This window comes from Stutzerimonas stutzeri RCH2, from assembly GCF_000327065.1.
Classification (GTDB): domain Bacteria; phylum Pseudomonadota; class Gammaproteobacteria; order Pseudomonadales; family Pseudomonadaceae; genus Stutzerimonas; species Stutzerimonas stutzeri_AE.
This window is the reverse complement of the sequence record NC_019936.1, coordinates 4280198-4293452: the sequence shown is the minus strand read 5'-3', so window position 1 is coordinate 4293452 and position 13255 is coordinate 4280198. Positions and strand designations below refer to the sequence as shown.

The following is a 13255-nucleotide window of genomic DNA, read 5'->3' as shown; positions in this document are numbered from 1 at the left end:
TATTTACCAATCCAGCTCTTGTGCTCTGGCAAGAATATTATTCAATGCTTTTTTGTGTTCATCTTCTTTCTTTCGCTCTCTGAGCGAAGAAAATGCAACAACATTTGCATCTAAACCGTTGCGGTTTTTAGATGATGCCCTTTCACATTTGGACTTATGAAAATCTACGATTTTCACCTTGCTCTCCTTCCTCCATGAAGCTGGAGGCGCAAAATTGGGCGCATTCTACAGCTTGAAACATAAAAAAAAACGGCTTGACAGTCTTTAACATAGAGCACCTAAAGCTGTGTCTATAATTAATTTTCTATCGGCCGGTGTATCTTAATAGCATTAAACCTATTGGTGCGCTGCTATCATGGTTGAGCTTAGCATTTGGCTGGTTGTAGAAGCTGGCCATTAGTCGCACCAATTGCACCAGCTGAGCTGTTTAGCAGCATTCTCATGGTGTCGAAAAAGTGTCGAAAGCTATGGCCATCAATCGCCAACATAGACCGCAACGAGTCGCTCAAAATTCGCAGAACACCGGTTTTGACCAACGTAGTCCATTGATGACTCACGCTAAACAGGATTTGAAGCCCGGCCGCACCACCGGGTGCGATTGCCTTCCTTATCTTGTCGAGACGCCGAAGAGGAAGCGGCGACCAGCCTAACCCAGGGCTGACTGGATCGCCAAGGCGCTGTCGGGGCGGACTTTGCGTTCGTTGCCGAAGCGGCGGGTGAGGCCGATGCGGTCGAAGTGTTCGAGCAGTTGGATGCTGCGTTTGCGGCCGAGCTGGATGCGGTCGCGGAAGGCGGCGGCGCGGATCACGCCGCTTTGTGCTTCCAGTTGCAGTACATGCCCCGCGAGTTGGCGAATGGTGAACTCGGGGTAGAACAAATCTTTCACCACCTGTTGCAGCAGGCCGAGGCGGGCGAGTTTGCGTAGCAGGTTGCGCATCTGCGTTTCGTCGACGCCGAGGTCGCGGGCCAGGTCGCGGACCCAGGGTGGGTCGAACTGGCCGGCTTCGAGCAGCGGCCACAGGCGTTCCTTCAAACCTTCTTCCGCATCGCTCAGGCGCACCCGGTGATCGGGGCGGTGCAGCCACGGGCCGCTGGTTTCGATGCGGCCGGCGGCCAGTGCCTGTTCCAGCAGGGCGATAAATACCGGTCGTTCCAGCTGCGGCAGGGCGTAGCGCCGCAGGCGGTCGCGGTCGGGGCCGAGTTCGTCGGGTTGTTCTTCGTGAAAACGTTGCAGGGCCGCGAGCAGGGTGGTGTCGAGTTCGCTCCAGCGGGCCTGATCGAACATGCGCGGGCCGAGCCGGGTGCCGACTTCCACTACGCCGTGCGGCAGCTGCCAGCCTTCGCGTGGGCGGTTGAACTGGCGTGCCAGGCTTTGTGGGTCAATGCCGTTGGTGGCGCTGGCGAGCAGTTGCGGCAACGCCTGCTCCAGGCTCGGCTGGTCGAGGGCGCGAAGTTGTTCCAGCCGTGCGGCGCGGCGGCGATTGCGCGGTGGTGCGTACGGATCGAGCACGCGGCCGCCACCAAGGGTGCGCTGGGCGGATTGATCGCGCAGGACGATGCGATCGCCATGCACGGCGTGGCTCGGTGCGTTCAGCAGGAGCTGCGCAAAGGCGTGTTCGCCCGGCGCCAGGCTCGCATCTTCGAGCAGGGCGACGCGCGCGGTGACGTCCTGGGCGCCGAGATGCACGTGCACCGGCGCCCAGTGCTTGAGCTCGTGGGCTTCGCCGGGCAGCAGCTTGAAGTCGATATCGATGCGTTGGGTTGGGGTATGCAGCAGGGGGTGCAGTAGCCAGTCGCCGCGATGGATCTGCTCGACGGCCAGTCGCTCGCCGGCAAGATTCAGCGCCACGCGCTGGCCGGCATGGGCTTCGTCCGCTTCCCGGTTCTGCGCGTGCAGGCCGCGTACGCGCACGCGTTTGCCGGTGGGACCGAGTAATAGTTCGTCGCCGATTCGCACGCGCCCGGCAAAGGCGGTGCCGGTAACCACCACCCCGGCGCCAGTGACACTGAAGGCGCGGTCGATGGCCAGCCTGAAGTGGCCGCTGGCGCTGCGTGCGGCGGTGCGGGCGGCTTCTTCGATCAGCGCGGTGCGCAGGGCGTCGACGCCATCGCCGCGAATGCTGGAGACCGGGAAGATCGGCGCGCCGGCCAGTGGCCCGGTGACCAGCAGGTTTTCGATCTGCCGCTGCACTTCAGCGATGCGCGCCGTCTCGACGCGGTCGATCTTGGTCAGCGCTACCAGCGCGCGGCGGATGCCGAGCAGCTCGACGATGGCCAGGTGCTCGCGAGTCTGCGGCATCACGCCATCGTCAGCGGCGACCACCAGCAGCACGCAATCGATGCCGCTGGCGCCGGCCAGCATGTTGTGTACGAAACGCTCATGGCCCGGCACGTCGATAAAGCCGGTGAGGCTGCCTTCACCGAGGTCGGCGTAGACGTAGCCGAGGTCGATGGTGATGCCGCGCTCGCGCTCCTCGCGGCGGCGGTCGCCCTGTTGCCCGGTAAGGGCTTGCAGCAGTGCGGTCTTGCCATGGTCGATATGGCCGGCGGTACCGACGATCAACGGGCGAGTTCCTCTTGCAGATGTGGCAGCAATTCGAGGAAGGTCGGCTCGTCGTCGAGCTGGCGCAGGTCGAGCCAGAAGGCGTCGTCGTCGATGCGCCCGAGCACCGGAATCGGCAGGCAGCGCAGGGCTTCTTCCAGTTGGCGCAGGCTGCGGCCGCGCAAGCGCTTGGGCTGCTGCGGACGGATGCACAGCGCGGCGCTGGGCAGGCGTGCCACCGGCTGCGCGCCGCTGCCGATCATGCCCAGCGCATCGGTTACGGCGACTTGCCAGGTTTCGCCGAGCACGGCGGTCAGCGCCGGGGCGATACGTTCGGCCTGGGTGCGGATCTCCGCCTGCGGGCGGCTGAGCAGGCGCAGGCTGGTGAGGCGCTCGGCCAGGCGGTCGGGGTCGCGATAGAGGTTGAGTACCGCTTCCAGCGCGGCGAGGGTCAGCTTGTCGACGCGCAGGGTGCGCTTGAGCGGGTTGTTCTTGATCTTCTGGATCAGTGCCTTGCTGCCGACGATCAGCCCGGCCTGCGGGCCGCCGAGCAGCTTGTCGCCGCTGAAGGTGACGATATCGGCGCCATCGCGCAGGGCTTCCTGCACGGTCGGCTCCTTCGGCAGACCCCAACGCGAGAGGTCGAGCAGGCTGCCGCTGCCGAGGTCTTCCAGTAGCGGCAGATCGTGGGCATGGGCGATGCGCGCCAGTTCGGCGGTGGCGACGCTGGCGGTGAAGCCCTGCACGCTGTAGTTGCTGGTGTGCACGCGCATCAGCAGGCCCGAGCGCGGGTTGATCGCCGCTTCGTAATCCTTGGCGTGGGTGCGATTGGTGGTGCCGACTTCATGCAGCTTCACGCCGGCGCGGGCCATGATGTCGGGGATGCGGAAGGCACCGCCGATCTCGATCAGCTCGCCGCGGGAAATGATGCCTTCCTTGCGTGCGCCGAGGCTGTTCAAGGCCAGCAGCACGGCGGCGGCATTGTTGTTGACCACGGTGACGGCCTCGGCGCCGGTCAGCTCGCGGATCAGCCCTTCGATGAGGTCGTCGCGATCGCCGCGCTTGCCGGTGGCGAGATCGAATTCCAGATTGAGCGGATAGCGCGCGGCAAGGGTGATCGCCTCGATGGCTTCATCCGGCAGCAGAGCGCGCCCGAGGTTGGTGTGCAGCACCGTGCCGGTGAGGTTGAACACCCGGCGTACGCGGCTGCGGTGCTGGTTGGCCAGGCGTTCGCCGGCGCGCCCGGCGAGCACCGCTTCGGACAGTTCCAGCGCGGCCAGCTGGCCATGGCGGGCCGGTTCGCGCAATTCATCGAGCAGGTCGCGCAGGGTGCTCAGCAATGCCTGGCGGCCGTAGCGCTGCTGCAGCGGTTGGCAGGCCGGGTCACGCAGCAGCTTGTCGACCGAGGGCAGGTGGCTGCTGCTCATGCATCGTCCCCCGGTGCCAGCAGCAGATTGGGCGCGTGACGCTGGAAGCCCTGCTCGGCCAGCAGCATGTCCAGGTCCAGAGTGGCGAGGTCGGCCGAGAGGCTTTCACCATCCGGCGCCAGGTCGAGATAGAGCTGCTTGAGGTAGCTGTTGCACTCGGGGCAGACCTCGGCCTTGACGCCCTGAGGCGAGCCTTCGAAGTGCAGGTAGTCGAGCTTCTTGGTGCTGCGGCATTGGCTGCATTTGACCCGCACGTAATGCCACTCGCAGGCACACAGCGAGCAGACCAGATAGCGCAGGCCGTTGAGTTGGCCGCGATGGCGGATGATGCCGGCCATGGGCGGCGCGCCGCAGCAGGGGCAGTGGGTCTGGTCTTCGCGCTCGCGCAGGTCGGAGAGGTCGAGCTGCAGCAGCTGGTGGCTCCAGGCCAGTTGCAGGGCGGCGCCGAGAAAAGGCACCAGCGCCGGCGGCAGGCTGTCGTACTGGCCGCTGACCAGTGCCACGGCCCAGGCCTTGCGCTGGCCGTTCTCGGCGTCGCGCAGTTGCCTGATGGCCGCGACTACCGCGGGATTTTCCGGCGCCACGAAGGCATCCAGCCAGGCATCCAGCATCGTCAGCCAGGCATCGTCGCGGACCAGGGTGTCGGCAGCCAGCGGCGGCAGGTTGTGTTTGAGGCTTTCACGGGTGCGGTGTTCGTCCAGCGGCGGCATTGCCGGCGGGTTGTCCAGCACCTGCTGTTGCGCCTGGCAGACCGCGGCCAGCAGGCGCAGGTAGTCGGCGAATGGGTGGCCTTCAGCGAGCTTGCTGAAACGTTCGCTGCGCAGAGCGAACAGATCGCGCGGCGGCAGGTTGGTGAAGGGTGGTTTGCTGGCCGCGGCTTCGATCTGCCCGGGCTCTAGAATGGTGCCTGCCACGCAGGACTCCTTTTCTTGTGGTTATGCCGAACAGCATAGTCCGTCAGCGGTTGTCGCTCGGCTTTCGATGGTGCGCGTCGCCGAAGATTCCCGCGCGGCGCGGGAATCTCCGGTTGAACAGCAGTGCCGCTTATTTGCGTTCGGTGATCTCCCGGTACCAGGCTGGATGGTGCTTGCGTGCCCAAGCGCGGCTGACGGTGCCGTAGAGCATCGAACCCATCGAACCCTTGATCCAGATGGCGGCGTAGATGTGCACGATGATGCTGACGATCAGCACGAAGGCGGCGATGGCATGCAGCAGGCTGGCCCAGCGCAGCGAGACGATGCCGAAGAAGCTGCTGAAGTACTCGCGCCAGATGACGATGCCGCTGAGCAGCAGCACCAGCATGCTGAGGATCAGCACCCAGAACAGCACCTTCTGCCCGGCGTTGTAGCGGCCGACTTCCGGTAGTCTGTCTTCGCGGTTGTGCACCACGTCGTTGATCTGCCTGAGCCACTGGCGATCCCGCGCCTCGATGCGGTTGTGCCCGGCGAAGCGGATCGCCAGCCAGAGGAAGAAGACGAACATCGCGACCCCGATGAAGGGGTGCAGGATGCGCGTCCAGGTGCCGCCGCCGAACAGCCCGGAGAGGCCGAAAAGCGCCGGATGGAACAGCGCCAGGCCGGACAGCGCGGCGAGCACGAAGAGAATCGCAACGATCCAGTGGTTGGTCCGTTGCGAGGGGTTGTAGCGTTCGATCTCGTTGTTGTTCATCGTTGACTCCTTGAGCGAGCGGACTCCGAGGGCGGCCCCGCGAACGGGGCCGCTCGGTCAGGGTCGCGGCTCCTTGGGATCGACCACATGCACCGAAGGATCGACCTGGTGCACCACGGGCTCGCTGAGTTCGGTCTTGTTCTCGTCTTCCTCGACGCGGATCGGGCCGACCCGCGTGTAATGGAAGAAGCCGGCCAGCACCGCCGCGCCCATGCCCAGCAGGGCGAGGGGCTTGGTCACGCCTTTCCACAGGCTGACCAGCGGGCTGATGGTCGGCTCGTTCGGCAGGTCGCTGTACAGCGAGGGCTGATCGGCATGGTGCAGCACGTACATCACGTGCGTACCGCCGACGCCATCGGGGTCGTACAGGCCGGCCTGGTCGAAACCGCGCTCCTTGAGATCGGCAATGCGCCCGGCGGCATGCTCCTTCATGTCCTCCTTGCTGCCGAAGACGATCGCCCCGGTGGGGCAGGTCTTCACGCAGGCCGGCTCCAACCCGACTGAAACACGGTCGGAACAGAGCGTGCACTTGTAGGCTTTCTTGTCCTTCTCGGAGATGCGCGGGATGTCGAACGGGCAACCGGTGATGCAGTAGCCGCAGCCGATACAGTGGTCCTGGTTGAAGTCGACGATGCCGTTGGCGTACTTCACGATCGCCCCCGGCGCTGGGCAGGCCTTTAGGCAGCCCGGATCGGCGCAGTGCATGCAGCCGTCTTTGCGGATCAGCCATTCGAGGTTGCCGCTGCCGGGGTTCTCGTACTCGGCGAACTTCATCACCGTCCAGGACTCGGCGGTGAGGTCGATCGGGTTGTCGTAGGTCCCATTGCTGGTGCCGACATCGTCACGCAGGTCGTTCCATTCCGAGCACGCCACCTGGCACGCCTTGCAGCCGATGCACTTGGAGGTGTCGATCAGTTTCGCCACTTCGCCGATCTCGCGGATCGACGGCCGCTCGGTGGTTGTGGCGGAGCGGGCAATCACGTCTTGAGTAGCCATCATGCCTTCTCCACGTTGACCAGGAACGACTTGAACTCCGGCGTCTGGGTGTTGGCGTCACCGACGAACGGCGTCAGCGTGTTGGTCAGGTAGCCATTGCGCGCCACCCCGGCGAAGCCCCAGTGCAGCGGGATGCCGATCTGGTGCACCGTTTGCCCGTCCACCGTCAGCGGCTTGATGCGCTTGGTCACCACCGCTACCGCCTTGATATAGCCGCGGTTGGACGACACCTTGACCCGCTCGCCGGCGACGATGCCCAGTTCCTTGGCCAGCACCTCGCCAATCTCGACGAACTGCTCGGGTTGGGTGATCGCGTTGAGCCGGCAATGCTTGGTCCAGAAGTGGAAGTGCTCGGTGAGCCGGTAGGTGGTGGCGGCGTAGGGGAAGTCCTCCGCCGTGCCGAACAGCTCCATGTCGTTCTTGAACACTCGCGCCGCGGGGTTGCTGATCGCCAGCGCGTTGCCTGGGTGCAGCGGGTTGCGCCCGATCGGCGTCTCGAACGGCTCGTAGTGCTCGGGGAATGGCCCCTCGTTCATCTTGTCCACGGCGAACAGCCGCGCCACCCCTTCGGGGTTCATGATGAACGGGTTCATGCCGTCCTCGGGCCGCGAGTCGACCTTGAAGTCCGGCACGTCGGTGCCGCCCCACTTGCCGCCGTCCCACCAGACCAGGCGTTTCTTCTGCTTATCCCACGGATTGCCCGCGGGGTCGGCCGAGGCGCGGTTGTAGAGGATGCGCCGGTTGGCCGGCCAGGCCCAGGCCCAACCCAGCGTCTGGCCCATGCCGTAGGGGTCGGCGTTGTCGCGCCGGGCCATCTGGTTGCCGGCCTGGGTCCAGGAGCCGCAGAAGATCCAGCAACCGCTGGAGGTCGTGCCGTCGGCGCGCAGCAGGCCGAAGCCGGGTAGCAGCTCGCCGGCCTTGGCCACCTGTGCGCCGGTTTGCAGATCGAAGACGTCGCTCAGGGCCTTGCCGTTGTACTCCTGGGCAATTTCCTCGGCGCTCGGTTCTTCCGGCTGACGATAGCCCCAGTCAATGTTGAGCAGCGGTTCGGCATAGGCGCCACCTTCCTTGCGGTACAGCTCGCGCAGCCGATGGAACAGCCCGCCCATGATCACCACGTCGGTCTGCGCCTGCCCTGGCGGCTCGGCGGCCTTCCAGTGCCATTGCAGCCAGCGCCCGCTGTTGACCAGCGAGCCATCCTCCTCGGCGAAGCAGGTGGTCGGTAGGCGGAACACCGTGGTCTGGATGCTGGCGGTGTCGACGTCGTTGTACTCGCCGGCATTGCGCCAGAACTCCGAGGTCTCGGTGGCCAGCGGGTCCATGATCACCAGGTACTTGAGCTTGGCCAGCGCGGCGCTGACCTTGGCCTTGTTGGGGAACGAGGCGATGGGGTTGAAGCCCTGGCAGAAATAGCCGTTCACCTGCCCCTGATACATCATGTCGAACACCTTGAGCACGTCGTAGCCAGGGATATCCAGCTTCGGCAGCCAGTCGTAGCCCCAGTTGTTCTCCGCCGTGGCGTTCCTGCCGTACCAGGCCTTCATCAGGCTGACGTGGAATTTCTCGTAGTGCTGCCAGTAGGACAGCTGCCCCGGCCGTAGCGGCTTGGCGGTGCGCTTGGTGATGTAAGCGGTGTAATCCTGCTCGGCTTCCAGCGGCAGGGTCATGTAGCCCGGCAGCAGGTTGGAGAGCAGGCCCAGGTCGGTCAGCCCCTGGATGTTGGAGTGCCCGCGCAGGGCGTTCATGCCGCCGCCAGGCATGCCGATGTTGCCGAGCAGCAGCTGCACCATGGCGCCGGTGCGGATCATCTGCGAACCGACCGAATGCTGCGTCCAGCCCAGGGCGTACATGATGGTCATGACCTTGCCCGGCGCCGAGGTCTCGGCAATGGTTTCCCAGACCTGCAACATCTTGTCCTGCGGCGTGCCGCAGATGTTGCTGACCACCTCCGGTGTATAGCGGCTGTAGTGCTGCTTGAGCAGATTGAACACGCAGCGCGGGTGGGTGAGGCTCTTGTCGACGCGGGCAAAGCCGTCCTCGTCCAGCTCGTAGCTCCAGGCGGACTTGTCTGGATAGCTGCGTTTCTCGGCGTCGTAGCCGTTGAACAGGCCATCCTCGAAGCCGAAGCCTTCCTTCACGATGAACGAGACGTCGGTGTAGTTGACCACGTACTCGTGCTGGATCTTGTCGTTTTCCAGCAGGTAGTTGATCAGCCCGCCGAGAAAGGCGATGTCGGTGCCGGTGCGGATCGGTGCATACATGTCGGCCACCGAGGCCGAACGGGTGAAGCGCGGATCGACCACCACCAACCGCGCCTTGTTGCGCGCCTTGGCTTCGGTGACCCACTTGAAGCCGCACGGGTGCGCTTCGGCGGCGTTACCGCCCATGATCAGGACCAGATCGGCGTTCTGGATATCACTCCAGTGATTGGTCATGGCTCCACGGCCAAACGTCGGGGCAAGACTTGCCACCGTCGGGCCGTGTCAGACACGTGCCTGGTTGTCGAACGCCAGTATGCCGAGTGATCGAACCACCTTGTGGGTGATATAGCCGGCCTCATTGGATGAAGCCGAGGCGGCGAGGAAACCGGTAGTCAGCCAGCGATTGACCGTCTGGCCCTTGTCGTTGCGCTCGATGAAGTTGGCATCGCGGTCGTCCTTCATCAGTCGGGCGATGCGGTCGAGGGCTTCGCTCCACTCGATGCGCTTCCACTCGTTGGTGCCGGCTTCGCGGACTTCCGGATGGGTCAGGCGGTTGGGGCTGTGGACGAAGTCGAGCAGGCCCGCGCCTTTCGGGCAGAGGGTGCCGCGGTTGACCGGGTGATCGGAGTCGCCTTCGATGTGGATGATGTTCTGCGCGACATTCTTGCCGCCGCTGCCCTGGCTGTAGAGGATCAGCCCGCAACCGACGGAGCAGTAGGGGCAGGTGTTGCGGGTTTCACGGGTGTTGGTCAGTTTGAAATGCCGGATTGATTCGGCATACGCCGTCGGTGGGGCCATGCCCAATGCCGCCATGCTCGACGCCCCAAGGCCCACACCGCAGACCTTGAAGAACTGTCGACGGTTCATATCCATCGGTGGTTCTCCTTTCTTATCAGGCTGGAACGCCGATGCTTTGCCGGCGTCTGCCAAGGAGCTTAGTCAACATTGGAAGAAGCGAAGGATTAATTCGGTCTTTCGCTTCTAGCCACTCCGCGCGGAGTTTGGTTCGGCGCGAGGTCCTGCTGTCAGGGGTTGGCCGGCATGGACAACTGGTTCTTCCAGTCCCGCGGCGACAGGCCGGAGTGCGCCTTGAACGCCCGCGAGAACGCAGCTTCGCTGCCGTAGCCGACCTCGGCCGAGATCATCTTCAGTGGGCGGCCACGGCGCAGTGCCTTCTGCGCCAGCCGCACGCGCCAGCCCTGCAGGTACTGTCCCGGCGTGGTGCCGACCGTCTCGCGAAAGGCCGTGGCGAACACGCTGCGCGACATCCCGGCGACACTGGCCAGTTCCTCGAGCGTCCAGTCCTGCGCTGGCGCCTCGTGCATCGCCACCAAGGCATTGCGCAGCCGCGGGTGCGCCAGCCCGGAGAGCAGGCCGCCATTCACCGCGTCGCTTTCCATCAGCTGGCGCAACACCTGGATCATCACCACTTCGAGCAGGCGCTCGACCATCGCCACACGCCCGCAGCGCTGCTCGAAGGCTTCTTCGAACAGCAGCGTCAGCACCGGCTCGGTGCCCCAGACCTCGTCGAGCGGCAGGCAGACGACATCGGCCAGGCCTGACGCGATTGGGTTGCTGGCGCCGCCCTCGAACGACAGGTTCGCGCAGACCATGTCTGCCTGCTGCCCGGCGGCGACAACGAAGCGATGCGTCAGTGGTCGCGGAAACAGCAGCAGGCTGGGGCGCTCGACTTGCAGCTTGTCCCTGCCGTAATGCACCTCGACGGCACCGCTGCGCACCAGATGCAGCTGCCCATGCACACCATCGCTTTGCAGCGTGTTGATGCCGCACAGCGGCCCGGTATTGAACACCTGTGCGCTCATCGGGAAATGCGTCATCAGAGCGGCGAGCCTGTCAGCCATCTTCGTACTCCTGATCATGTTTTCCGGATTTTACGTCACCAATAGTTTTCCGTGGTGAGCAGAATAGCTCTCACCGGGCAACAACGCCCTGGCCTACCGACAGAACAGGAACCGTAGCCATGACCATCGAAAAGATTCTCTACACCGCCACTGCAACCGCCACCGGCGGCCGTGAAGGTCGCGCCAGCTCCTCCGACCAGGCGCTCGACGTACAGCTGTCCACGCCGCGTGAACTGGGTGGCGCCGGCGGCCCCGGCACCAACCCCGAGCAGCTCTTCGCTGCCGGCTACTCAGCCTGCTTCCTCGGTGCTTTGAAGTTCGTCGCCGGCAAGCAGAAGGTCGCACTGCCGGCCGACACCCGCATCACCGGCAAGGTCGGCATTGGCCAGATCCCTACCGGCTTCGGCATCGAGGCCGAGCTGACCATCGCCGCGCCCGGCATTGCCCGCGACGTGTTGCAGGGGCTGGTCGAACAGGCCCACGTGGTCTGCCCGTACTCCAACGCCACCCGCGGCAACATCGACGTAACGCTGCTCATCGCTGACTGATCCAGACCGCCCCCAAACCTACGAACAGGAGACTCACGCCATGAATGCCATCATTCGCACCTTCACCCTCCCGCTGCTGGCCATCGCGATGCAGCCAGTTTTCGCCGCACAACCGGAACAGGCCACGCAACCGACATCCGGTGTCGCCAGTGCCCGCACTGCCAGCACCATCACCACGGCCGACGGCGTGCAGCTCTACTACAAGGACTGGGGTCCGAAGGACGGTCCGGTGGTGACCTTCAGCCACGGCTGGCCGCTCAACTCGGACAGCTGGGAATCGCAGATGCTGTTCCTCGCATCCGAGGGCTATCGGGTGGTCGCCCATGACCGCCGCGGTCATGGCCGTTCCAGTCAGCCGTGGGAAGGCAACGACATGGATCACTACGCCGACGACCTAGCCGCGGTGATCGAAGCGCTCGATTTGAAGGACGTCACCCTGGTGGGCTTCTCCACCGGTGGTGGCGAGGTGGCCCGCTACATCGGCCGCCAAGGCACCGAACGGATAAAGAAGGCCGTGCTGGTCAGCGCCGTGCCACCGATGATGCTGAAAACGGCGGATAACCCGGGTGGCCTGCCGCTGGAAGTCTTCGACGGCATCCGCAAGGCCTCGCTGGAGGATCGCGCGCAGCTGTATCTGGACCTCGCCTCCGGCCCGTTCTACGGCTTCAATCGTTCAGGCGCCAAGGTTTCCCAGGGGCTGATCGACAACTGGCGTGCCCAGGGCCTGCAGGCCGGGCACAAGAACACCTACGACTCCATCGCTGCATTCTCGGCCACGGACTTTCGCGGCGACCTGAAGAAGTTCGATGTGCCGACGCTGGTGATCCACGGCGACGATGACCAGATCGTGCCGCTGGACAGCTCGGGCAAGGCGTCTGCCGCACTGGTTAAGGGCGCGAAGCTGATCGTCTATCCCGGTGCACCGCACGGCCTGACCGACACCCACAAGGAGCGCTTCAACAACGATCTGCTGGCCTTTCTCAAGGAGTGATGTGGAGCGGCTCGCAGCACCGCGCCGCTTGCCGCTCAGAAACGACAAACCCCGCCGAGTGGCGGGGTTTGTCTGTGGTCTGCCGGGGCAGACCGTTTCCTGCGTTACGTCGATCAGGCGTTCTGGCGGATACCAGCGACCAGCCAGGGCTGGTTCTCGCCCTGGGCACGTTCCATGCGCCAGCTTTCGCTGAACGGCTCGCCCTGGTCGAAGCGCGAGGTCTTCGACACACCGCTGAAGGTCAGGGTGGCAGTGGTCTTCTCGGCATCATCGTCGACGCCGTCGAGCTGGATCTGCAGATCGTCGATGTAGGTCGACTGATAGGCATCACCGATCTCGGCGCGTTCCTGCTTGAGGAAGCCCAACAGCTGCGGAGTGACGAACTCGGAGATCTTGTCCATCTCGTTGGCGTCCCAGTGCTGCTGCAGCGAGAGGAAGTGCTCGCGGGCCGCAGCGACGAAGCTCTGCTCGTTGAACCAGGCCGGGGCGTTGATCACCGGAGCGGCGGCAACCGGGGCGGCGCTGCCACCGAAGATGGAGGTTGCCGGCTGCTGCGGCATTTCACGTTGCATCGGCGCATGGCCGGCCATGGCCGGCTGCTGCTGGCGACGGCGAGCGGCGAGGAAGCGGAACAGCAGGAACGCGATCACGCCGAAGATCAGGATATCCATGAACTGGATGCCTTCGAAGCCGTCGCCCATGAACATCGAGGCGAGCAGGCCACCGGCGGCCAGACCGGCCAACGGACCGAGCCAGCGCGAAGCACCGCTGGCGGCGGCGGGCGTCTGACGGCCTGCCTGATTCGGCGCGGCCTGAGTCTGCTGGGGCGCCTGGCGGGTTTGGTGGCTGGGCGCCGAGCCGAAGCTCTTGCCGCCGCCGAAGCGCTTGGCGTGGGCGTCGAGCGCGAAGGTCAGGCTGATACACAGCGCCATGAAAATGCTAAGCACACGTTGCATTGAGTGTTCCCGCTGAAAAGAGTGGAGTACGCGCGCCATCCTGCCGAGGCGGGCAGGGGTTGGC

The 13255-nt window shown here is 64.5% G+C and carries 11 protein-coding genes; 2 read left to right on the top strand and 9 right to left on the bottom strand.

What is annotated here, in order from left to right; genetic code table 11:
- Positions 1–3: 3 nt before the first annotated feature.
- The 8 genes from PSEST_RS22205 to PSEST_RS19985 form a co-directional block, all read right to left on the bottom strand.
- Positions 4–177 (bottom strand): hypothetical protein, encoded by a 174-nt coding sequence (locus PSEST_RS22205; RefSeq protein WP_157372419.1) that lies wholly within the window; start codon positions 175–177, stop codon positions 4–6.
- A 469-nt stretch (positions 178–646) separates the two neighbouring features.
- Positions 647–2563 carry a selenocysteine-specific translation elongation factor gene (selB, locus tag PSEST_RS20020; RefSeq protein WP_015278743.1) on the bottom strand — a complete coding sequence of 639 codons (1917 nt, stop codon included), beginning with the start codon at positions 2561–2563 and terminating at the stop codon, positions 647–649.
- Positions 2560–3969, bottom strand: a complete 1410-nt coding sequence (gene selA, locus PSEST_RS20015; RefSeq protein WP_015278742.1) for an L-seryl-tRNA(Sec) selenium transferase — start codon at positions 3967–3969, stop codon at positions 2560–2562. Before selA ends, selB begins: the two co-directional genes overlap by 4 nt.
- Positions 3966–4883 (bottom strand): formate dehydrogenase accessory protein FdhE, encoded by a 918-nt coding sequence (gene fdhE / locus PSEST_RS20010; protein ID WP_015278741.1) that lies wholly within the window; start codon positions 4881–4883, stop codon positions 3966–3968. The genes selA and fdhE overlap by 4 nt, the downstream gene beginning before the upstream one ends.
- Before the next feature lie 130 nt (positions 4884–5013).
- Positions 5014–5637: a formate dehydrogenase subunit gamma gene (locus PSEST_RS20005; protein WP_015278740.1), complete on the bottom strand. Its 624-nt coding sequence runs from the start codon at positions 5635–5637 to the stop codon at positions 5014–5016.
- A gap of 57 nt (positions 5638–5694) precedes the next feature.
- Complete coding sequence (gene fdxH / locus PSEST_RS20000; RefSeq protein WP_015278739.1) at positions 5695–6633, bottom strand: formate dehydrogenase subunit beta; 939 nt, start codon at positions 6631–6633, stop codon at positions 5695–5697.
- Positions 6633–9707: a formate dehydrogenase-N subunit alpha gene (gene fdnG / locus PSEST_RS19995; RefSeq protein WP_015278738.1), complete on the bottom strand. Its 3075-nt coding sequence runs from the start codon at positions 9705–9707 to the stop codon at positions 6633–6635. Before fdnG ends, fdxH begins: the two co-directional genes overlap by 1 nt.
- A 152-nt stretch (positions 9708–9859) precedes the next feature.
- A complete protein-coding gene (locus tag PSEST_RS19985; RefSeq protein WP_015278737.1) occupies positions 9860–10696 on the bottom strand; it encodes an AraC family transcriptional regulator in 837 nt (278 codons plus the stop codon).
- A 119-nt stretch (positions 10697–10815) separates the two neighbouring features.
- Here PSEST_RS19985 and PSEST_RS19980 point away from each other — a divergent pair, with 119 nt between their 5' ends.
- Both PSEST_RS19980 and PSEST_RS19975 read left to right on the top strand, forming a co-directional pair.
- Entirely contained in the window at positions 10816–11244 is a 429-nt protein-coding gene (locus PSEST_RS19980; RefSeq protein ID WP_015278736.1) for an organic hydroperoxide resistance protein, read from the top strand.
- 40 nt (positions 11245–11284) lie between these two features.
- Positions 11285–12235 (top strand): alpha/beta fold hydrolase, encoded by a 951-nt coding sequence (locus tag PSEST_RS19975; protein ID WP_015278735.1) that lies wholly within the window; start codon positions 11285–11287, stop codon positions 12233–12235.
- Positions 12236–12348: 113 nt separating this feature from the next.
- Here PSEST_RS19975 and PSEST_RS19970 read toward each other — a convergent pair whose 3' ends face one another.
- Positions 12349–13191 carry a Tim44 domain-containing protein gene (locus tag PSEST_RS19970; RefSeq protein ID WP_015278734.1) on the bottom strand — a complete coding sequence of 281 codons (843 nt, stop codon included), beginning with the start codon at positions 13189–13191 and terminating at the stop codon, positions 12349–12351.
- Positions 13192–13255: the final 64 nt, after the last annotated feature.

Bases quoted from the DNA above. Each gene is read 5' to 3' on its own strand.
- selA (WP_015278742.1), bottom strand. From the start codon at position 3,969: ATGAGCAGCAGCCACCTGCCCTCGGTCGACAAGCTGCTGCGTGACCCG.
- PSEST_RS20005 (WP_015278740.1), bottom strand. From the start codon at position 5,637: ATGAACAACAACGAGATCGAACGCTACAACCCCTCGCAACGGACCAAC.
- fdxH (WP_015278739.1), bottom strand. From the start codon at position 6,633: ATGGCTACTCAAGACGTGATTGCCCGCTCCGCCACAACCACCGAGCGG.
- PSEST_RS19985 (WP_015278737.1), bottom strand. From the start codon at position 10,696: ATGGCTGACAGGCTCGCCGCTCTGATGACGCATTTCCCGATGAGCGCA.
- PSEST_RS19980 (WP_015278736.1), top strand. From the start codon at position 10,816: ATGACCATCGAAAAGATTCTCTACACCGCCACTGCAACCGCCACCGGC.
- PSEST_RS19975 (WP_015278735.1), top strand. From the start codon at position 11,285: ATGAATGCCATCATTCGCACCTTCACCCTCCCGCTGCTGGCCATCGCG.
- PSEST_RS19970 (WP_015278734.1), bottom strand. From the start codon at position 13,191: ATGCAACGTGTGCTTAGCATTTTCATGGCGCTGTGTATCAGCCTGACC.